The sequence below is a fragment of the Streptomyces sp. NPDC045968 genome, from assembly GCF_056430475.1.
Genome location: NZ_JBWKLF010000002.1, coordinates 382816 through 403484, shown reverse-complemented (window position 1 = coordinate 403484; position 20669 = coordinate 382816). Strand labels below are relative to the sequence as shown.

Annotated in this window: 18 protein-coding genes; 8 read left to right on the top strand and 10 right to left on the bottom strand. The window is 72.2% G+C overall.

What is annotated here, in order from left to right; genetic code table 11:
* Positions 1 to 187 precede the first annotated feature (187 nt).
* The 3 genes from AC07FA_RS07460 to AC07FA_RS07450 all read left to right on the top strand — a co-directional run bounded on the left by AC07FA_RS07460 (position 188) and on the right by AC07FA_RS07450 (position 2653).
* Entirely contained in the window at positions 188 to 1588 is a 1401-nt protein-coding gene (locus tag AC07FA_RS07460; RefSeq protein WP_479073763.1) for a glycoside hydrolase family 76 protein, read from the top strand.
* Between the two features lie 258 nt (positions 1589 to 1846).
* Positions 1847 to 2272, top strand: coding sequence for an aspartate 1-decarboxylase (gene panD / locus AC07FA_RS07455; RefSeq protein ID WP_479073762.1), 426 nt, complete (start codon positions 1847 to 1849; stop codon positions 2270 to 2272).
* A gap of 27 nt (positions 2273 to 2299) precedes the next feature.
* Positions 2300 to 2653: a GNAT family N-acetyltransferase gene (locus tag AC07FA_RS07450; protein ID WP_479073761.1), complete on the top strand. Its 354-nt coding sequence runs from the start codon at positions 2300 to 2302 to the stop codon at positions 2651 to 2653.
* 368 nt (positions 2654 to 3021) lie between these two features.
* On the opposite strand, the gene AC07FA_RS07445 is transcribed toward AC07FA_RS07450, so the two are convergent.
* The 5 genes from AC07FA_RS07445 to AC07FA_RS07425 all read right to left on the bottom strand — a co-directional run bounded on the left by AC07FA_RS07445 (position 3022) and on the right by AC07FA_RS07425 (position 8601).
* On the bottom strand, positions 3022 to 3357 hold the full coding sequence (locus AC07FA_RS07445) for a hypothetical protein (RefSeq protein WP_479073760.1): 336 nt from the start codon (positions 3355 to 3357) through the stop codon (positions 3022 to 3024).
* A gap of 113 nt (positions 3358 to 3470) precedes the next feature.
* Positions 3471 to 3962, bottom strand: a complete 492-nt coding sequence (locus AC07FA_RS07440; protein ID WP_479073759.1) for a MarR family winged helix-turn-helix transcriptional regulator — start codon at positions 3960 to 3962, stop codon at positions 3471 to 3473.
* A gap of 36 nt (positions 3963 to 3998) precedes the next feature.
* Complete coding sequence (locus tag AC07FA_RS07435) at positions 3999 to 5384, bottom strand: type III PLP-dependent enzyme domain-containing protein (RefSeq protein WP_479073758.1); 1386 nt, start codon at positions 5382 to 5384, stop codon at positions 3999 to 4001.
* A gap of 109 nt (positions 5385 to 5493) precedes the next feature.
* Entirely contained in the window at positions 5494 to 7119 is a 1626-nt protein-coding gene (locus tag AC07FA_RS07430; RefSeq protein WP_479073757.1) for a PucR family transcriptional regulator, read from the bottom strand.
* Between the two features lie 183 nt (positions 7120 to 7302).
* Positions 7303 to 8601: a helix-turn-helix domain-containing protein gene (locus AC07FA_RS07425; RefSeq protein ID WP_479073756.1), complete on the bottom strand. Its 1299-nt coding sequence runs from the start codon at positions 8599 to 8601 to the stop codon at positions 7303 to 7305.
* 321 nt (positions 8602 to 8922) lie between these two features.
* Between AC07FA_RS07425 and AC07FA_RS07420 the strand changes: the two genes are divergently transcribed.
* Positions 8923 to 10332, top strand: coding sequence for a M64 family metallopeptidase (locus tag AC07FA_RS07420; RefSeq protein WP_479073755.1), 1410 nt, complete (start codon positions 8923 to 8925; stop codon positions 10330 to 10332).
* 24 nt (positions 10333 to 10356) lie between these two features.
* Here AC07FA_RS07420 and AC07FA_RS07415 read toward each other — a convergent pair whose 3' ends face one another.
* The 4 genes from AC07FA_RS07415 to AC07FA_RS07400 form a co-directional block, all read right to left on the bottom strand.
* Entirely contained in the window at positions 10357 to 11154 is a 798-nt protein-coding gene (locus AC07FA_RS07415) for a family 1 encapsulin nanocompartment shell protein (protein ID WP_479073754.1), read from the bottom strand.
* Positions 11151 to 12224, bottom strand: coding sequence for a Dyp-type peroxidase (locus tag AC07FA_RS07410; protein ID WP_479073753.1), 1074 nt, complete (start codon positions 12222 to 12224; stop codon positions 11151 to 11153). Before AC07FA_RS07410 ends, AC07FA_RS07415 begins: the two co-directional genes overlap by 4 nt.
* Positions 12225 to 12332: 108 nt before the next feature.
* Positions 12333 to 13775 (bottom strand): NADP-dependent phosphogluconate dehydrogenase, encoded by a 1443-nt coding sequence (gndA, locus tag AC07FA_RS07405; RefSeq protein WP_479073752.1) that lies wholly within the window; start codon positions 13773 to 13775, stop codon positions 12333 to 12335.
* An 87-nt stretch (positions 13776 to 13862) separates the two neighbouring features.
* Entirely contained in the window at positions 13863 to 14372 is a 510-nt protein-coding gene (locus AC07FA_RS07400) for a DUF5709 domain-containing protein (protein WP_479073751.1), read from the bottom strand.
* A gap of 162 nt (positions 14373 to 14534) precedes the next feature.
* Here AC07FA_RS07400 and AC07FA_RS07395 point away from each other — a divergent pair, with 162 nt between their 5' ends.
* The 4 genes from AC07FA_RS07395 (at position 14535) to AC07FA_RS07380 (ending at position 19501) form a co-directional block, all read left to right on the top strand.
* Positions 14535 to 14687: a hypothetical protein gene (locus tag AC07FA_RS07395; RefSeq protein ID WP_479073750.1), complete on the top strand. Its 153-nt coding sequence runs from the start codon at positions 14535 to 14537 to the stop codon at positions 14685 to 14687.
* Between the two features lie 239 nt (positions 14688 to 14926).
* The gene (locus AC07FA_RS07390; protein WP_479073749.1) at positions 14927 to 16402 is read left to right on the top strand and encodes a UDP-N-acetylmuramoyl-L-alanyl-D-glutamate--2,6-diaminopimelate ligase; all 1476 of its coding nucleotides are present in this window, start codon (positions 14927 to 14929) and stop codon (positions 16400 to 16402) included.
* A 139-nt stretch (positions 16403 to 16541) separates the two neighbouring features.
* Positions 16542 to 18053 carry a carboxylesterase/lipase family protein gene (locus AC07FA_RS07385; RefSeq protein WP_479073748.1) on the top strand — a complete coding sequence of 504 codons (1512 nt, stop codon included), beginning with the start codon at positions 16542 to 16544 and terminating at the stop codon, positions 18051 to 18053.
* A gap of 158 nt (positions 18054 to 18211) precedes the next feature.
* Positions 18212 to 19501 (top strand): transglycosylase family protein, encoded by a 1290-nt coding sequence (locus AC07FA_RS07380; protein WP_479073747.1) that lies wholly within the window; start codon positions 18212 to 18214, stop codon positions 19499 to 19501.
* On the opposite strand, the gene AC07FA_RS07375 is transcribed toward AC07FA_RS07380, so the two are convergent.
* Entirely contained in the window at positions 19471 to 20628 is a 1158-nt protein-coding gene (locus AC07FA_RS07375; protein WP_479073746.1) for a DMT family transporter, read from the bottom strand. The two genes, AC07FA_RS07380 and AC07FA_RS07375, sit on opposite strands and share 31 nt — an antisense overlap.
* Between the last annotated feature and the right edge of the window lie 41 nt (positions 20629 to 20669).

Here is a 20669-nt window from a genome sequence, read left to right as displayed (position 1 = left end):
ACGTCGGGGAGCTGCTCCATTAGTCCAGACAATTGACGTGTACATTACTTTCGGTTAGCGTCTGCGCACGCCCTTTCCAAGGAACAGCCCCTGTGCCCCACCGCAGTGTTCGGCAAGCCTCGGGAGTCCTTCCATGCGCGCCAAGCGATCACTATCAGCCGCACTCCTGCTCACCGTTCTGACAACGATGTCAGTCTTCCTGGCGCCGACCGCCTCGGCAGCCGCCGAAGCGGCGGTGTGCAACACGTACTGCGACGCGCGGGACCCGGCCCTCAGCGGCCAGGACCGCACGCCCGTCACCGCCACGCTCTTCTCGCGCACCTTCGTGCTGCACTTCGACGACGCCGACGCCATGGGCTGGGCGTCCATAGGCAACGGCAGCTCCGGCGACGAGGTGTGGCTGGACCGCTCGTTCGACGGCGGTCGCAGCTGGTCCTCGGGCAGCAGAATCGGCGCCACCACCATCCCGGCGGGCCGGACCGGCTGGCGGACCATGATGTACAACGTCGACGACTGGGCGAACCACGGCGTCGGTGCCCTGCGCGCCTGCGGCAAGGCCGCCGACCGCTCCGACATCGTCTGCACGCCCTGGGCCCGCTCCACGTGGAACGCCGCCGACCGGCGCACCGCGGCGGCCACCGCGCAGATGCAGTTCTACGACTACGGCACCGGCCTGTTCAGCACCACCGGCTGGTGGAACTCCGCCAACGCGCTGCACGCCGTCATCGACAACGCCCGCGTGACCGGCATGAAGAGCTACACCTACGCCATCGGCCGCACCTACGACCTGCAGATCAACGCACAGGCCGGACAGTTCCGCAACGACTACATCGACGACACCGGGTGGTGGGGTCTGACCTGGATCGCGGCCTACGACCTGACCGGTGACAGCCGTTACCTGGCCACGGCCCGGGCCGACGCGGACCACATGGCCTCCTACTGGGACGGCACCTGCGGCGGCGGGGTGTGGTGGAGCACTGCGAAAACGGTGAAGAACGCCATCCCCAACTCCCTCTACATCGAGCTCAACGCCGCCCTGCACAACCGCATCCCGGGCGACACGACGTACCTTGCGCGGGCGAAGGCGGACTGGACCTGGTTCCAGGGCACCGGCATGGTCAATTCCGACAGCACGGTGGGCGACGGCATCAGCCTGAGCACATGCAAGAACGACAACGCCACCGTGTGGTCGTACAACCAGGGCCAGCTCGTCGGAGGTCTGACCGAGCTGTACAAGGCCACCGGCGACTCCTCCGTGCTCGCCGCCGCCCGTCGGACAGCCGACGCCAACACCACCTCCAGCAGGCTCAACACCTCGGCTGGCATCCTCAAGGACCCCTGCGAGAGCGGTGACTGCGGCGCCGACGGGCCTTCTTTCAAGGGCGCCGACGTACGCGGCCTGGCCAAGCTCAACGCGATCCTGCCCGACCGCCCCTACTCGGCGTACCTCACCAAGCAGGCCGCCCAGGCCTACGCCTCCGACCGCAACGCGCTCGACCAGTACGGCGTGCACTGGTACGGCCCCCTGGACAAGACCGACGCCGCCCGCCAGCAGAGCGCCCTCGATCTGATGAACGCCGCCTCCTGACCCCGCACCAGCCGCCGGCGCCCCCGGAGAAGAACCCCCAGGGGCCGACATGCGAGGAGTCCGCGAGATGCCGCAGTGACGGTAGTCACGGAGAGCCCGCGGGGGACGTTGCGTAGGCTTGGGCCGTCGCGACGGTGGGGGAGTGACTGGGTCGGCGAGACCTTGTGATCCCCTGCCCGGCGATGCGTCAGGAAAGTCGGGAAACAGCACTTGACCTGCAAAAACGCAGGCAGGTAGCCAACTGCCAGGAGTACCTCGATGATGCGAACCATGTTCAAGTCCAAGATTCACCGTGCCACCGTCACCCAGGCCGACCTGCACTATGTCGGCTCCGTGACGGTCGATGCCGCGTTGATGGAGGCCGCCGACTTGCTGCCCGGCGAGCTCGTGCACATCGTGGACATCGACAACGGTGCCCGCCTGGAGACGTACGTCATCGAGGGCGAGCGCGGCTCCGGCGTCATCGGGATCAACGGTGCGGCCGCCCACCTCGTCCACCCCGGCGACCTGGTCATCCTGATCAGCTACGCCCAGGTCGACGACGCCGAGGCCCGCTCGCTGACCCCGCGCGTCGTCCACGTCGACGCGGACAACCGCGTCGTCGCGCTCGGCGCGGACACCTCGGCGCCGGTGCCGGGCACCCGGACCGAGCGCGCCCCGCACGCCGTCCCCGCGCACCCCTGACCCGAACGTACGAGGGAGCAGTCCGCCATGGCAGAGAACGCCGCACCCGACATCCGTGACGACCGGGGCCGCGGCCGTCTCGTGGCCTACGAGGGCGGCGAGGCGGCCGGGGTCATCGCGTACTTCGTGACGGACCCGGCTCCCGGCGCTCTCGTGGCCGTCCACACGGTGGTCGAGCCGGAGCACGAGGGCAAGGGAATCGCGGGCGCTCTCGTGCGGGAGTTCTACGCCATGGCGGCGCGGGAGGGCGTGCCGGTCGTGCCGCTCTGTCCGTATGCGGCGAAGTGGGCGGCGCGCCACCCCGACGACGCCCCCGAGGCACCGGCCGAGCTGGTGCGGGAGGCCGAGCGGCAGCTCGGGTCGCACCCGGAAATGTTCTGAGACCGCCGGTTCACGTGTGTGGACTCGGCAGGCGCGGGCAGCCGCTCCGGGAGACGGTGGAGATGAGTTCCACCCGTACGAATCCGGAGGCTGAGGACCGAGATGACCCATCCCTACCCCGACCCGCTGCCGCCCCCGCCGACGCCCAACCCCGTCCCCGGCCCGCCGGGGCCGCTGCCGGGCCCGCCGCCCACTCCGCCCGCTCCGCCGGCGCCCGGACCGCCGGCCCCCGGCCCCACGCCGCCCAGTCCCACCCCGCCCGGTCCGGCGCCGGACCCGATTCCGCAGCCGCCCTCGCCCAATCCCGAGCCGGTGCCGGACCCCGAGCCCTCACCCCAGCCGGCCGGCTGAGGGGGAGTGCGGGCCGGTCACACGGCCTCGGCGAGTACGGCGTTCGCCCGCGCCGTCACCGCGGTGAGCACGCGGCCCGCCACTGCCAGCTCCTCCGCCGGCAGGTCGGCGTACAGCCGGGCGGTGACGGCCGCGGTTCCGGCCCGGATACCCGCCTGACGTTCGCGGCCGCTCTCGGTGAGCGCGACACGGGTCCCGTCGCCGGGCGCTTCGTGGAGCAGTCCGGCCGTGGTCAGTTCCGCGAGGGTGGCCTCGGCCGTCGCCGGGTCGATCTTGAGTGTGCCGGTCATCCGGGTGACGAGCCCGGCACGTTCGGTCGTGCCGCCGTCGTCCGCGGTCGCGTTCAGCGCCACGCACTGGTGGAACGTCGTCCCTGACCCGGCCAGCAGCCGTTCGAGAACGGCCCGGGTGGCCTAGTGGGCCTGGCCGATGATCTGGCCGTTGACGGTGGATGTGCTGGACATGGCTACTCCTCGTTCGTTGATGGTGCCTGCGGAGGTACGTCGAGCAGGGCGGTCAGATCGCGGGCGAAGGCGGCGGTGTCTGGGCCGCCAAGGCCGCCCAGCGGTTCCAGCAGCCGGTCCATGAGCTGCTGGACGAGCACCACCGCGCGCGAGACGAGCGCGCGCCCCTGCTCGGTGAGCGACAGCTGCACCGCCCGGGTGTCGGCCGGGTCCGGAGTGCGCTCCAGAAGGCCGGCGGTCTCCAGTGCCCGGGCCAGCTTCGACACGTAGAGCGGTTCCAGGCCGGTATGGTCCGCCAGCCGGCGCTGGCTGGGCCGGGTCCCGTCCCGCTGGAGTTCCAGCAGGGAACCCAGCAGCGAGTACTGCGCGTGGGTCAGCCCCAGGGGTGCCAGCGCGCGGTCCATGGCGACGCGCCACTTCATCGAAAGACGCCAGACGAGGAAACCAGGGGTCGGGCCCGCGGGCGGCCGGCTCGCGCCGTCATTGCTGCTCATGAGGAATAATGTACATGGATACTATGTACATGGCTACTAAATATGTGGCCCCCCGGCTCCGAGCCCGGTCAGCGCATCGGCATGCGCCAGCCCGCTCTCCGCCGCGATCGAGTCCAGCGACTGCGCGTCGCGCACGGGAGCGAAGCGCACCGTCTCCCCGCCCGCCCCACGGCTGAAGCCGTACACGGCGGGCCTGGGCAGGCTGTTGTACGCCCACGGGGTGGAGAAGTAGTACGCCCCGGTGTCGTACAGCACGACGAAGTCGCCCTCCCGCAGCTCGGGCAGTTCCCGGCCGTGCGCCACGACGTCTCCGGCGAAGCAGCACGGTCCCGCGATGTCCTGGACCACGAGCGGCCCGGTGGCGGGACGCCCCTGCGCGTCGAAGGCCCCGACGCGCAGCGGCCAGGCGCCGGGCATGAAGACCGTACGGGTGGCGGTCTGCGCACCCGCGTGGGTGAGGGCGATCCTGCGTCCGCCCGCGTCCTTCGTGTACTCCACGAGAGCCCCGATGAAGCCGTTCTTGGCAAGCAGCGACCTGCCGAATTCGGTGACCAGCTCGTAGCGGCCGTCGAAGAGGCCGGGCACCGCTTCCCGGAGCGCGGCCACGTAGTCGGCGTACGAGGGCCGGACCGTGTCGTCGGTGAAGTTGACGGGCAGCCCGCCGCCGATGTCGATGCTGGTGATCTGCTGGGTGCGCAGCGAACCGTTGATCTCCTCGGCGAGCGCGTACGTCTCCGCGATGCCCCGTGCGATCAGCTCCAACGGGCAGCCCTGGGAACCGACATGGGCGTGCAGGCGCGTCAGCCATGGCCGCCCGGTGAAGGCCCGTACGACGGCTTCGCGGGCACCCTCGTCGCGGAGCGCCACACCGAACTTCGAGGTCGCCGTCGCGGTGCTCATCGCTCCGATGGACCCGCTCCCCACCTGCGGATTGACCCGCAGCCCGAGGACGGACACCGAGTCCGGGGTGCGCAGTTCGTCGATCCGGCGCAGCTCGTCGAAGCTGTCGGCGTTCACGGCCACCCCGAGGGCGAGCGCGAGCCTGATCTCCTCACGGGTCTTGGCGGGGGAGTCGAGCACGATGTCCGCGGGGGCGAATCCGGCGTCGAGCGCGATCCGCAGTTCACCGGGGCTCGCGACCTCGCACCCCATGCCGCAGTCGGCGAGCAGGCGCAGGACGGGGATGAGGGAGGCGGCCTTCGCGGCGAAGGTGTGGAGTGTGCCGGGCAGGGCGGGGAAGGCGTCCCGCAGCGCCGCGACGGACTCGCGTACGCCGTCGGTGTCGATGAAGCCGGCGACGGGCTGATGTTCGCCCAGCAGGCCTCCCGACACGGCCTGGCGGACCGCGTCGGCGAATCGGGCGGAACCGGAGCCGGCTGGAGCGACCGGACCGACAGGAGTGAGAGGAGTCATCTGCGTCATACCGCGAGCGTCGTTGATGGCGGCCCCACAGGTCTTTGTCCAACGGGCCAAGAGTCGCGCCGAACCTTGGCCGTACGGGCAACGCCCCTGTCAAATCCTACCGAAACGCTCAGTTCTCCGCCGTCAGGCGGACGGCGAGCGTGAGGAGCAGCCGGGTGTCCGGGTCGTCGATGTCCACGCCGAAGCGTTCCCTGGCGCGCCGCAGCCGGTAGCGCAGGGTGTTGGGGTGCAGGACGAGGCGTTGCGCCGCCCGGGCGACATCGCCCGAGACGTCGAGATAGGCGGCGAGGGAGCGGACGAGCTCGCCGCCGGCCGCCAGATCGGTCCGTACGAGATCGTGCACGGGCCCGCTGCCCGCCTCCCACAAGGGCCGTACGGCGTCCAGGACCCGCAGGACGTCGAGCGAGGGACCGACCTCGGCGGCCGTCGCACAGCGCGGTTCGTCCTCCGCCCGGCCTCGGCTCTCACGCGCGCGCAGCACCCGTACGACGAGGACCGCCTCCTCGCACGAAACAGCGGCCGCCAGGGCGGAAGCGACGACGGAGCCCGCGCCCACCCGGACGGGGACGCCTCCGGGCAGCGAGACCGCGAGCGCGTCGAGTTCCCTGGCCATCCGTACGACATCGCGGTCCTGGGCGTTGCCCACGGGCAGCAGGATCAGTAACCGTTCCCGTTCGCGGAGCACCAGCACCGTGGAACGGTAGGAGGCCGCCTGCAGGGACAGCACGTCCAGGGTGCGATCGGCGGACGGCCGGGCGCCGTCGGCCCGCTCCACGACCAGCACCGCACAGGGGGCGTCGGGGGAGAGGCCCAGCGACCAGGCGTGCGTTCGCTGGTCACCCCGGCCGTACAGCAGTCCGCGCAGGGCGTGGTCGCGACGGCGTACGGCCGCGCTCTCGCGCAGCCGGTGCCGGACCAGATGCGGGGCCGCGACCTCAGCCGCCCGGCGCAGGGCGTCCGGCGCCTGCGGGGAGAGGCTGCGGCCGTCGGCGGCCACCCAGATCGAGCCGAGCACCTCCGGCCCGCTGCGGACGGCGATGATCAGACGTTCGGGGCTGTCGCCGTGTGCGGGGCGGTGGATCACGTCCCGGGAGGTCCACAGCGCGTGCAGAATCCCGCTGCGGCGCAGCTCGGCCACCCGCCACTCGGGGACGCGGCCGCCGAGAATCGTGGACCGGCGGACCCCGTCGGCCTCGGGCCGGGTGGCGGAATGGGCCAGTACGCGGAACCGGGTGTCCTCGATGGTGATCGCACCACCCGTGTACTCGGCGATGGCCGAGGCGAGCGCGCTCAGACCGCCCGCCGTGCCCTCGGATTCCCCGGGTGGCTCCTCGGCACGTGCCGTCCCCGCGTACGACAGCGCGGAGCGCAGCAGCGCCGAGGTGTCGGTCCAGTCCGCCCACGCGGCCCGGGTCAGCAGGGCGAGCCCCGACTCCTCGGCCGCCGCCAGGACTTCGGGCGCCGGGGGCCCGCCCTCCGTCTCGCGCAGCACCACGGCCGCCGCTCCGCGCCTGGCCGCCTCGCGCACGGGCGCCACGGCCTCGGCGGAGGAGACCGGCGGGCCGACCGCGAGCACGGCACACGCCTCGGCCGACTGCGCGCCCTCCTCGTCGCCGAACACCACACCCCGGACGGCGACGTCCTGGCCGGCGGGCGCGAGCAGGAGCCGCAGCGTCCCGCTGTCGTCGAACGCGAGAACGTCCCGAAGGGTGCTGCCGCGAGGCTGGCTTGTCACGCTCCCGAGCATAGGAGCGCGGCAGGGGCGGGGACCAGGAATGGCGACAGGCCGAGCGTGGAGAGTGACCGTGCACCAGCGGGGGCCCGCCCCGCGACAGGATGAGCGCGGAGAGCGGCCCGTGCGCCAGTCCCGGGGGCCCGCCCGGCGGTGGGCACACCGGGCAGCGGGGCCCGACCTGCTTCAGGGAGCGCCGTAGGGCTGCGGCTGCTGCGGGCGTACGGGCGCGGGGCCCAGGGTGGTGCTCCCCGGTGAGGCCCGGTGACCGAGCCCCGTGCGGTACGCGTCGAGGGCCGCCTCCGTACGGCCCGTTCTGCGCAACAGGTCGCCCAGCAGACGGCAGATGTCGGCGAGATCGCCTGCCGCCCCCGCCCGTTCCAGCAGCGCCAGCGCGTTGACGTAGTGCTCCTCGGCCGCTTCGAGCGCGTCGCTCTCCTCGCAGATCAGCCCGAGGAGCCGGTGCGCTCCGGCCGCGTGGACCGATCCCCGGTCCGGGTGGAGTTCCCCGATCAGGCGCTCCAGCAGCTCCTCGGCGTCCCGCGCCCGGCCCTGTCTGCGGAGCACGTCGGCCAGCTCGACCTCGACCTGCGCGGTGTAGAGCGCGGCGCGCTTGGACGCCAGCATGTCGCGGGCGGCGCGCAGTTCGCTCTCGGCGCCGTTCAGATCGCCGTCCTGGGCGCGGACGTAGCCGCGCATCCAGTGGCAGTGCGCCATCTCCGTCCGGATCTGGAGCTGTTGGTAGATCTCGGCCGCCTTGGCCAGTGAGGCGTCGGCCTCCGCGATACGGCCTGCCGCGATGAGTGTCCGGGCGACCCCGCGATGGAGCCCCGCGACCAGCTCCGGATCGGAGACCCGCGGAGCCAGGGCCAGCGCCAGTTCGCCCGCCTGGGCGGCGCGGGCGTGGGCGCCCATGTCCATGTACGGCGCGATCGCCGCCGTGTAGAGGAGCAGGAGCGCGCCCGGGTCCTGAAGGCCGGAGTGGTTGAGCTCGTCGATCGCGCTCTCCAGCAGATAGCAGGCGTACCGGAGTTCACCCGCCAGCAGATGGGCGACCGCCCGTCCCCGTACGGCCGGGGCCCGCTGGGGCAGCGGAGCACCGGCGAGCGCCTTCTCGGCCGCCTCGAAGTGCCGGCGGGCGGCGGGCAGATCCCCGGTCTCCAGTGCGCACTGCCCGAGCCCCAGCAGCGCGGTGGCACGTTCCGGGTCGAGCCGCAGCCGTCCGGCCTCGCCCAGCAGTACCGTGTACTCCTCGGCCGCGTCCTCGGCCGCTCCGGTGGCCAGGGTGCGCTGGGCCTCCACGAGCCTCAGCCGGAGTCCGGTGGCGAGATGGGCGGGGCGGCCCGTGGCCAGCTCGTCGTACGTGACTCCGAGGCGCTCGGCGAGATGGCGGACCGCGGCCTCCGAGGGGCGGACCCGGCCGGCCTCCAGGGTGGAGATGTACGCCGGTGTGTACGCGGGCTCCGCCAGTTGACGCTGCGTCAAGCCCCGTTCGGCGCGCAGGCGTTGAACGCGCCGACCGATGGCTCCCGGATCGTCGGAATGGTTGCGGCCGGGACCCTTCCCTGCCGTGTGCTGCTCGCCCACTGCGTCACCCTTCCCGCCCTGTCCCGCGTCCCGCCCCCGAGTGAGGACACCGCCCCCGGGGGTCAACCCCCTTGCTCCCAGGTCTTGTTCCGCGCCGCCACGGCCTCTAGGTTAAGCGGCACATTAAATCAGATTAACTCGCCGGTTACATGCCGGGACTTTCCGCTTCCCGTGCCCACTCGCCGCGCCGAACACCGCGGGGACTTGAAGGAGTTGTACATGCGCATACGCCTCGGCACGCGCCGAACCGCAGGATTGACGGCAGGATTCGCCCTCGCCGGTCTCCTGGCCACGGCCGCGGTCACAGCCGCCCCCGCCGCCTCGGCCGCCCCGTCGGACCGTGCGGCCCTGGCCGCCGGGGACACGTCGGACCGGCTCAGGGCCGAGTACTTCCCCGAACCCGGCGGCGAGGGCCGCACCGTGGAGGTGCCGGCGGACGGGCACGGACAGAGCCGACACGGCGGTCAGGGGGCTCGCACCACCGCACCGCTCTCCGCCGCGGAGGCCGCCGCGGACGGCACGGCGGGAGAGCTCGCGGTGACCGGCGGCACCGAGGACCGCCTCGACATCGTGATCGTGGGAGACGGCTACACGGCCGGCCAGCAGGACGACTTCCACGCGGACGCCACCGCCAAGTGGGCCGCCATCACCGCCATCGAGCCGTACAAGAGCTACCAGGGGCTCTTCAACGTCTGGACCGTCGACGCGGTCTCCAACGAGTCGGGAATCACCGGCGACCCGGCCGCCGGCCAGGTCAAGGACACCGCGCTCGGCAGCTACTTCTGGTGCGAGGGCATCGAACGTCTGATCTGCGCCGACATCGACAAGGTGGCGTCCTACGCGGCCGAGGCCCCGGCCGCGGACCTCGTGGTGGTCGTCGCCAACTCCACCAAGTACGGTGGCGCGGGCTACTCCGGCCTGACCGACGAGGGCTACCCCTTCAACGGCGTCTCCACGCTCTCCTCCGACCACGCCTCGTCCAGCCTGATCGCCGCCCATGAGATCGGCCACTCCGTGGGCCTGCTCGACGACGAGTACACGTACGACGCCTACGGCACGTGGACCGGCGGCGAGCCGGCCGGCATCAACTCCACCACCTACACACCGGCCCAGCTCACCGCCAAGCGGGCCAAGTGGTACCGCTGGCTGGGCCGCCCCGACCCCACCGGCGGCACGGTCGGCACGTACGAGGGCAGCTCCTACTACCCGTACGGCATCTTCCGGCCGACCGGGACCTCGATCATGCGTGAGCTGAGCAGCACCGAGTTCAACCTGCCGGGGCGCGAGGCGATGATCGCGGGCTTCTACCGCGCGGGCAACGCGCTGAGCAGCACCGTCGGCACGGACTTGGCCGTCGGCTCCGCACAGCGCATCACGGTGGGCGTGGCCCCGCTCGGCGCGATGGCCAGGCCCGAACTGCGTTGGTACGTCGACGGTGTCGAGAAGGCCGCAGCCCGGGGACGTACCACCGTCACGCCCGCCTCGCTCGGCGTACGCAAGGACGGCCGGGGCCACCGGGTGACCGCGGCCGTCACCGACCGCACGGACGCCGTCCGCGACCCCGCGGTCCGTGACCTGGCCACCAACCGGCTGAGCTGGACCGTCGCACCGCGCGCCCGCAGGGGCTGAGCCACCTTCCGACGGCCGTGGTCCTCACGCGATGAGGGGGACCACGGCCTCCGGCGTCAGCAGCCGGAAGGTGAACGCCTGGTGGAAGTAGAGATGGATGCTGGTCGCGTCGTGGGCCTCGTAGCCGATCGACAGGTCCTGGGCCAGGCGCAGTTCGAAGTCACCGCCCCGGGTGGACAGCAGCACGCCGCCGGTCACGGCGGGTGCCCACAGGATCTGGTCGTCGAGCAGCCGGCCCAGATGCGTCGCGACCGGATAGCCGTGGTCGGAGGTCTCCGTTGCCTCGGTGAACGCGTCCGCCCCCAGCAGCAGCCGGTACGGCCCGTCGACACCCGCCAGCCGCAGCCGGGTCAGCGCCTGGCTGACCGCGGCCGGATAGTCACGCGCATCGGCGGGCAACGGCTGCGGGGCGTGCGAGGAACCGGAACGCAGACCAGTGATCCCGGCCGCCTCGTACCCGTCGATGACGGCCATGTCCTCGGCGAACGCGCAGGTACGCGCGGCGTCCTTGACCGGCTGCCAGTCGCTGTCGTCGGAACCGCGCTCGACGTCGTCGACGGCGGCCCGGGTCACGGTGAACGGCACCCGCCACTCGACGACCGGCGTCGAGGTGCGGGCCCTGGCCAGTACGTCGGGAGCGGGCGGATCGATGTCGCGCAGATGACCGTCGCCGACGGCTGCCAGCGTCGGCCCGTCGGGGCCGGTGACATCGACGACCCGGCGGCCGGCCACATTGCGGCGGAAGGTGCGCCGGGCCTCCTCTTCGATCTGTTCCCAGGCGGCTTCCGTGACGGGGGCGAGTTCGCGGTGGAGGTTGTTCATCGCGGGGCGCTTTCTTGCAGGCTGCCGATTCGCAGCGAGCCCTCGTCCGGCACCGCCGGGGCCGTGGACCGCGGTTCCGGCGCGGACGCCGGTTCCGGCAGGGCCTCGGTCCCGGCGAGGGCGGGCGGGGGCGGCGGGGCGTCGAAGAAGTCGGCGCCAGGAGCGTAGAAGTTGGATCCGGTGATCGCGGTCGAGAAGTCGAGAATGCGGTCGTGCGTGGCGGGGGGCTTTCCCAGGAACATATTGCGGAGCATCTGCTCGGTGATATCGGGATCGGCCGCGTAGGAGATGAAGTACGTCCCGAACTCGCCCTCCTCGAAACTGCCGAACGGCATGTTGGCCCGCAGGATGTCGTGCTCGGTCCCGTCCGGATCGGTGATGGTGTTCAGGGCGAGATGGGAGTCGGCCGGCTTGACGTCGTCAGGCATCTCGATGTCGGTGAGTTTCGTGCGCCCGATGACCATTTCCTGCTGTTCGACGGTCAGTGAGTTCCAGGACGCCAGGTCGTGCACGTACTTCTGCACGATGATGTAACTGCCTCCCGCGAACTCCGGATCACTGTCCCCGACGATCGCCGCCGAGCGCGCGTCGGCACCGACCGGATTCTCGGTGCCGTCGACGAAGCCGAGCAGATCGCGGTGGTCGAAATAGCGGAATCCCTGCGTCTCGTCGACGATCCGCACCGCCCCGCCGAGCCGGTCGAGCAACTGCGCCGCCCACTCGTAACAGACGTCCATCCGCTCGGCCCGGATATGGAAGATGATGTCGCCCTCAGTCGCCGGTGCGTGGTGACGGGGCCCGCGCAGCTCACGGAACGGATGCAGTTGTGCGGGCCGTGCCCCTGCGAACAGCCGGTCCCACGCCTCGGACCCGAACCCCATCACACAGACCAGCCCCGAGTCCGGGTAGCGGAAGCCGAGCGACCGCGCCACCGCCGGGAGATCCGGCAGTATGCCGCGTACGGCGTCCTCGCCGCCCGGTTCGATCGTGGCGACCAGAATCAGCGCGGCGTTCGTGAGCGGGGCCACGACGGGCTGGACCGCCACGGGGTCGGGGACGGCGTCGGGCATGCGCGCACTCCAGGGGTCGTGTCGGCGGGACGGACAGCGGCACTCGTCTGCTACTAACGCACGCCCGGCGCCCGCCCGCACCCCGGGCGGGCCGCCCGGACGAACCGCTCAGCCCGCGGAGACCTCCGAGCGGTCACCGCCCCAGAGCGTGTGGAAGGCCCCCTCCCGGTCCGTGCGCCGATACGTGTGCGCGCCGAAGAAGTCCCGCTGGCCCTGGGTCAGTGCGGCGGGCAGCCGGTCGGCGCGCAGCCCGTCGTAGTACGAGAGCGCGGCCGCGAAACCGGGCGTCGGCACGCCCTGGCGCACCGCCTCGGTGATCACCGTCCGCCAGTCGTCCTGGGCGGCCCCGATCTCCTGGGCGAACTGCTCGTCGGAGAGCAGGCTCAGCAGCCCGGGGCGCGCGTCGTACGCCGCCCTGATCCGGTCGAGGAACGCCGCCCGGATGATGCACCCCGCCCGCCAGATCGCCGCGACGGCCCCGAGGTCGATGTCCCAGCCGTACGCCTCGCTGCCGGCCCGGATCTGGTGGAAGCCCTGGGTGTACGACACGATCTTCGAGGCGTACAGGGCCTGCTCGACCCGGTCCGCGAAGGCCGCGGCCGCCGCCCGGCTCAGCGGTACCGCCGTCGGGCCTTGCAGGCCCCGGGCGGCCTCACGGAGATCCGCGTGGCCGGAGAGCGACCGCGCGAAGACGGCCTCGGCGATCCCGGACACGGGAACGCCCAGGTCGAGGGCGATCTGCACCGTCCAGCGCCCGGTGCCCTTCTGCTCCGCCCGGTCCTGCACGATGTCGACGAAGGGCTTCCCGGTCGCCGCGTCCGTGTGGGCGAGGACATCGGCCGTGATCTCGATCAGATACGAGTCGAGGCGTCCGGTGTTCCAGGTGCGGAACACCTCGGCGATCTGCGCGGGGGAGTACCCCCCGACGGTGCGCAGCAGGTCGTACGCCTCCGCGATCAGCTGCATGTCCGCGTACTCGATGCCGTTGTGGACCATCTTCACGAAGTGCCCGGCGCCGTCCGGCCCGATATGGGTGGTGCAGGGGGTGCCGTCCTCGGCGCGGGCGGCGATCTTCTCCAGCATCGGGCCCAGGGACGCGTAGGACTCCGTGGAGCCGCCCGGCATGATGCTCGGCCCGTTCAGCGCGCCCTCCTCCCCGCCCGAGATGCCGACGCCGACGAAGTGGATGCCCTGCTCGCGCAGCTCCTTCTCGCGGCGGCGGGTGTCCTCGAAGTGGGCGTTGCCCCCGTCGATGATCACGTCACCCTCGTCCAGGAGCGGGGCGAACTCCTTGATCACCGCGTCGGTCGGATCGCCCGCCTTCACCATGACGACGAGGCGGCGCGGTCGCTCCAGCGCGGCCACGAACTCCTCCGGCGTGCGCGCGGGGACGAACGTGCCCTCGTCCCCGAACTCCTTGACCAGGTCGTCGGTCCTGGCGGTCGTGCGGTTGTGCACGGCGACGGTGTAGCCGTTCCTGGCGAAGTTGCGGGCGAGATTGCGGCCCATCACCGCGAGTCCCGTGACGCCGATCTGCGCAGTGCCGGTCATCTGTGGTGTGCTCCTGAGCTCTCTGGGGTTCCCGGTGGGTCTTGTGCCGGGACAGCCGAATGGATACGTGCGGGGGCGACGACGGGTTCAGTACGCCGTCACCTCCCCCGCGGGCGGGGACTCGTCGTCGAGCGGGGTGCCGTCGAGGGGTTCCTCGTCGTCCTCGACGACATGCATGGCGGCTTCCTCGGCCGAGGCGGCGGCCCCGTCGATCCCCACGTCCCGGGCGGTCAGCGTGGCGGGCACGCTGCCGTCCGCCTGCTGGGTGAGCCGGCCGGCACGGACGACGCCGACCTCGGCGTCCCAGAGCTCCCCGTCGCCCTCGACCAGGTCGCCGGGGCCCCGGTCCGCGTCGGAGACGTCGGGCAGCTCCCGGGTCAGTCGCCGGTCCAGGGACTCCCCGTCGTGCTGTTCGGACGCCGTGGTCCCCTCCTCGTCGACGGCCCACGGCCGCTCAGGCGGCGAGTAGCCCGCATCGAGGACATCGGTGACGCCCGAGGTGTCCAGGGTGTCCTCGACATCGAGAAGATCGTCGGGGTCGGAGGCCTCCGGTCCCTGGGGCTGGTAGACGTCGTCCCCCCGGTCGCTGTCAGTCATGGCATGTCCTTTCGGTCCGAGGGCGACGTTCCCCCTGTATGCAATTCCACTCCGGTCTAGGAGGAGCCGCCAACGGAAGGGCTCGGCATCCCCCGCTCCGTGGCGAGGGCAGCGGGACCGGGAGCGGAACCGGAAAGGTCCTACCGGACGTACACTCGGCCCATGGGTCGTACACGTGCCACGAGGGAGAGCCTGTCGCAGGCCGCCTCCGTGCTGCGCCCGGCCATGGCCCGTCCGGTGTGTACCGGAGCGGTGGACACCGCCGGCACCGGCACACCAGGGACCGGCCGGACCGCTCTGCACGGTCACGGCTAGCGATCTTCTCCCTCCGGTCACGTTCCGTGGCCACCAGCGGTTCATGCGGGGGCTCCGCCCCTGACCGCTGCCCCTCCACGAACACGGCGGGCCTCCTGTCCCGCTGAACTTCCGCGTCCCGTTCTCCGGACGCGCGATCCACCACCGGCTCCACATCACCACGCAGCCCCCGGAACACCGCCGGTGCTGCTGTCCGGCGACGGCCGCACCACGGGCCGAGCCACTTCGAAGGGATCACTGTGAAGCTGAGCGAGCTGCTGGCCGGACAGGAACACCAGATTCTCCAGGGCGACCCCGCGCAGACGTCGATCACGGCGGGCACCACCTTCGACGCCGAACTGGCCGCGCCGGGCTCGCTGTTCGTCGCCGTTCCCGGCTACCGGGGCGGCGGCCCCGAGGCTGTCGCACCGGCGGTCGCCCGAGGCGCGGCCGCGGTACTCGTCGGCGTCGGCACACCGGAGCAGCCGGCGCCCTCGGCGGACGTGTGTGTGGTCAGGGTGCCCGACATCCGGGCCGCGGCGGCCGTCGTCGCCTCGCGCTACTTCGGTGAACCCGGCCGTCAGATGGACATGATCGCGATCACCGGAACCAACGGGAAGACGTCCGTCTCGTACATGGTGGAGTCCGTGCTCCGGATCGCCGAAGGTGTGAAGGCGGGCGTCATCGGCACGGCGGGCAGCCGGATCGGCGACGAGCTGATCCCCATGCCGCAGTCGGTCCTGACCACACCGGAGACGCCGGACCTCCAGTACCTGCTGGGCCACATGCGGGACCGCGGTGTCGCCACCGTGGTGCTGGAGGCCACCTCGATGGGCCTGCTGACGCACCGCGTGGACCGCACCTTCATCGACGTCGGGGTCTTCACCAACCTGACCCAGGACCACCTGGACGACCACGGAACGATGGAGAACTACCGCGACGCCAAACTGCGGCTGTTCCAGGGGCTGTGCCGGCACGCCGTGATCAACGTCGACGACCCGGTCGGCGCCGCGATCCGGGACGCGGCGCCCGGCGCCGTGACCACGTACGCCCTCGACGCCGAGGCCGACTACCGGGCCACCGATCTCACGGTCGACGCCTCGGGCACGCGGTTCACCCTGCATCACGACGGCCGCAAGTATCCGGCCGCGATCCCCTCGCCGGGCCGCTTCTCGGTGGCCAACGCACTCGCCACCGTTGCCGCCTGCCACGTCCTCGGCCATGACCTGGCCGGACTGGTCGCCGCCCTCGAACAGATGCCGCAGATCCCGGGCCGCTTCGAGCGGGTGACGACCCCCGCCGGGGCCTCGGTGATCGTGGACTACGCCCACTCCCCGGACTCCCTGAGCAAGGTCCTGACGACCATTCGCGGATTCGCCCGTGGGCGGGTCATCACCGTCTTCGGCTGCGGAGGCGACCGGGACACCACCAAGCGGGCCGACATGGGAACGATCGCGGGGGCCGGCTCCGACCTCTGTGTCCTCACCTCGGACAACCCCCGCCACGAGGACCCCGAAGGCATCCTCGACCAGATCGCCCCGGCCCTCACGGCGACCGGGACCCCCTTCGAACGGTTCGTGGACCGGCGCGAGGCGATCGCGTTCGCCCTCGCTGCCGCAGGCCCGGACGACATCGTCCTGATCGCGGGGAAGGGGAGCGAACCGCACCAGATCGTCGGCGACGCGCTGCTCCCCTTCAGCGACATGGCGACCGTGCACGAGCTCACCGAAGCGTAGAACGCGCCGCGCCACGGGCCGACCCACAACCCGGATGCGTCAATCGCGACGATCAAGGTGTTGGCCGCCGCGCCCGGCCCCCTGACATGCTGATCCGGCGCCCGGGGGTGGCGCACGGGTGGTGAGTGGGGGAGTGGCGATGACGGTGTTCACGACGGCGGCCGGGCAGGTACGGGGAAGGCCGGCGGCCCCCGGCAGCGGGATCGTCGCCGTGCTCGGCATCCCGTACGCGGCACCGCCGTTCGGCGCCGGCCGTTTCCGGGCGCCGCGTCCGGCCCCCGCGTGGCACGGCGTACGGGACTGCGCGGAGTTCGGCCCCGTCGCACCGCAGTCGGCCGAACTCCCCGGCGCGCCCAGCTGGTCGCCCGGAGACGAGGACATCCTCACCGTCAACATCTGGACCCCGGGAGGAGCGGGCGACGCGCTCCCGGTCCTGGTCTGGATCCACGGAGGCGCCTACGTCTTCGGCTCCTCCGCGCAGCCCGACTTCGACGGTGCCGCGCTCGCCGGGCAGGGGCTGGTGGTCGTCACCCTCAACTACCGTCTGGGCTTCGAGGGATTCGGCCATGTTCCGGCCGCCGAGGGCGAGGACGCCTGCCCGGACAACCGGGGGCTGCTCGACCAGATCGCCGCACTGGAGTGGGTACGCGACAACATCGCCGCGTTCGGCGGAGCCCCCGGCCGGGTCACCGTGGCCGGTCAGTCCTCGGGCGCGACAGCGGTCGCCTGTCTGATGGTGATGGACCGGGCGCGCGGGCTCTTCCACCGTGCCATCGCCCACAGCGCCGTCAACGCCTGCGCCCCGTTGGACGCCGCCGCGCGGACCACCGCCGAGGTGGCCGCCGCGGCAGGCGTCTCCCCGTCCCGTGCGGGCCTGCTCGCCGCATCCCCGCAGGCACTCGTCGCCGCCGCCGACCAGGTCGTCGACGCCTACCGTCGAAACCCCGGGTCCGGGCAGCGCCACTACGATCCGGCGATCTACGGGCCGGTCGTGGACGGCGACTGGCTGCTCACCGACCCCCTCACCGCGATCGCCGCGGGGGCCGGCCGCGAGGTGGAGCTGATGGTCTGTCATACCGCCGAGGAGTCCTGGCTGCTCGATGCCGTGGGCAGCAGCGCGAAGATCACCACCGAAGACCGACTGGCCGCGTTCGCGACGGACTTCGGACTGGCGGCCGAGCTGATCGACGGCTACCGCACGCTCCTGCCGGGCGCTCCCGTCCTCGACGTCTTCCTCGCGGTGTACGGCGATCTGCTCTTCGCCGAATACAGCAGCAGACTGGCCGAGTCCCACGCCCGGGCGGGCGGCACGGCGTACATGTCGCGCTTCGCCCGCCGCCGCGGCGGCCGGGGCGGTCCGGTCCGGGCCTGGCACTGCGCGGACGTGCCCTTCGCCTTCGGCACCCTCGACGAGGAGAGCGTCCACTTCCTGATCGGCGGTCCTCCCGGTCCTGGCGACCACGCGCTGTCCGGGCGGATGATGCGGGCCTGGTCCGACTTCGCCGCCACGGGTGACCCCGGATGGGCCAGGACCGGCCCCTCCACCGGCGCGGTGATGGTCTGGGGGGCCGAGGACGACGCGGGTGAAGCGCCCGGCGACGCGTTCCGCGAACTGTGGCGCACGGCGGGATACCCCCTGCTGGCACCGTGAGCGCGTGCGTACGCCGACCCGTTCCGGAAAGGCGCCTCCATGAGCCGGGCGTGCGGGGAGCGGGCCACCGCGCGCCCCTGGCTCCCTTGTCATCACCCGTCCCGTGCGCCTAAGTTGGCCGATTGCGACATGTCCTTCTGTCAGTGGGGGAGCCACGTATGGCCGCGAACGGACGGCACCGCAGATATCAGCCCAGCCGCATCAACCGTGCCTCGCTCACGGTGACGGCGGGCGGCGCGGGCATCGCGCTCCCGCTCATCACCGCCGCGTCCGCGGGTGCGGCCCCGACGGATGTGTGGGAGAAGGTCGCCGCCTGCGAGTCGACCAGCAACTGGCACATCAACACCGGCAACGGCTATTACGGCGGCCTGCAGTTCAGCGGGTCCACCTGGGCCGCGTACGGCGGCACCGCCTACGCGCCGCGCGCCGACCTGGCCACCAAGGACCAGCAGATCGCGGTCGCCGAGAAGGTGCTGGAACGGCAGGGGCCGGGAGCCTGGCCGACCTGTTCCGTACGCGCGGGCCTGACCCGCGGGGGCGACGCCCCCGACATCGCTCCGCAGTCGCTGGGAACCAGGCCGGCCGACGCGCCGAAGAAGACCACCCCGCGCGCGCAGCCGAAGGCAGCCGCCCCCGCCACACCGACGACGGTGCCCGGTCAGTGGGAGTCGTACACGGTCGCCCGCGGCGACTCCCTGTCCGGCATCGCCACCACCGAACAGGTCCGAGGCGGCTGGCAGCGCCTCTACGCGGCGAACCGGCAGGTCGTCGGGGACGACCCCGACCTCATCCTCCCCGGACAGCGGCTCAGCCTGGACGTGACCACGGCGCCCGGCGCAGCCCCGAGACCCGCGGCGGCCGCCCCGAAGCGCTCGGCCGCTCCTGCGGCGAAGGAACAGGCGAAGCCCGCACCGAAGCGGTCGGCGGCCCCCAAGGCGAAGCCGGAAACGAAGCCGGAAACGAAGCCGGAACCGAAGAAGGAAGCCAAGCAGGAGCCGAAGAAGAACGCGCGTTCGGACCGGTCGTCGGACCGTGCCGAGAAGCAGTCCGGCCTCAGCGCGCCGGTGGCGGCCCGCACGGGCACGCCGTACCGCCAGTCCGGCTCCTGGGCCAGCGGCTACCACACGGGCGTCGACTTCCCCGTCGCCACCGGTACGTCGGTGAAGGCGGTCTCCGCCGGAAAGGTCGTCTCGGCCGGCTGGGCGGGGGCGTACGGCTACGAGGTCGTCATCCGGCACGGCGACGGCAGGTACAGCCAGTACGCGCATCTGTCGGCCCTGCACGTACGCGCGGGCCAGCAGGTCGGCACCGGCCAGCGGATCGCCCGCTCGGGCTCCACCGGCAACAGCACCGGCCCGCACCTGCACTTCGAGATCCGTTCGGGCGCGGGGTACGGCTCCGACATCGACCCGCTGGCCTACCTCAGGGCGGGCGGCGTCAAGATCTGAACCGAGCCGGCCTCCTGCCGGGTGCTCCCGGTCGGCGGCCCGCCGCCGAACTTCACGCTCCCCACACCGCGCCCCGGTGGCAGCGTCAGGGTCAGCGGCAGTGAGTCCGGCGCCGGAAAGGAACCCGCGGACGCCACCTCGGAAGATCTACGGCCGGAAGCTCCGGGGCGAGTGCCGACGGGCGACGACGGCGCGGGCGGGTCCACGGGCTCCGGCAGGCGACCCGCACGGCTCCGGGGCGTGGGCAGGGCCTCGCCCGGGTCGCCCGGCAGTGCGTCCGGCATCGCGTTCTTCCGTTCCGCCCCGAGCCGCTCCGTGGTCAGCAGGATCAGCCCGCCCGCCGTGACCGCCCCGGAGACCAGGGCGAGCACGGTGCCCGTCATGCCGTAACGGAACTGCTCCCCGAAGAGGGTGATGCCCACCGCCGCCGCGACCACCGGATTCACCACCGTCACGATCGCCAGCGGCGCGGTCAGGCCGGCGCCCCGGTACGCGGACTGGGACAGCAGGAGCCCGGCCGACGCGAGACCCGCGATCACCAGCAGGGTCGGCAGCCCCGAACCCACCGAACCCGACGTCCACTCCACGGCCACGGTCTTGGTGAACACCGAGCCCATGCCGAACGCGATTCCCGCACCGGTGGCCAGCAGGACGCTGCGCACCATCGGGCTGCGCAGGCCCTTCGCGAGGAGGAAGAGCGCCGCCACCCCGCCGAACGTCACCGTGGCCAGCATCACCTGCTCAGGTCCGCCCAGCGTGTGCGACCCGGCGCTCCCGGTCAGGGCCAACAGGCCGGCGAGGCCGACGGTGGCCATGACGGCGCCGCGCCAGGCCGTCGACCCCGCCCTGCGGCGCACGAACAGAGCGGCCATGGGCAGCGCGAAGACGATGGTCAGGGCACCGAGGGGCTGGACGAGGCTGAGGGGGCCGTACGCCAGGGCCACCACGTGGAGCACCGCGCCCACCCCGTTCAGAGCGACAGCGGCCCACCAGGCGGCGTTGCGCAGCAGGGCGGCGTACGAGCGGCCGTCCCGGCCCGCGGCGACGCGCTCCTGGACGATCGCCCCGGCCGCGTAGGCGACCGCGGAGACCAGTGACAGCAGCACAGACAGCGCGAGGGAGCTCATGTGGACCACGATGTCCTGTCGGGGCCGCCGAGTCGTCGTCC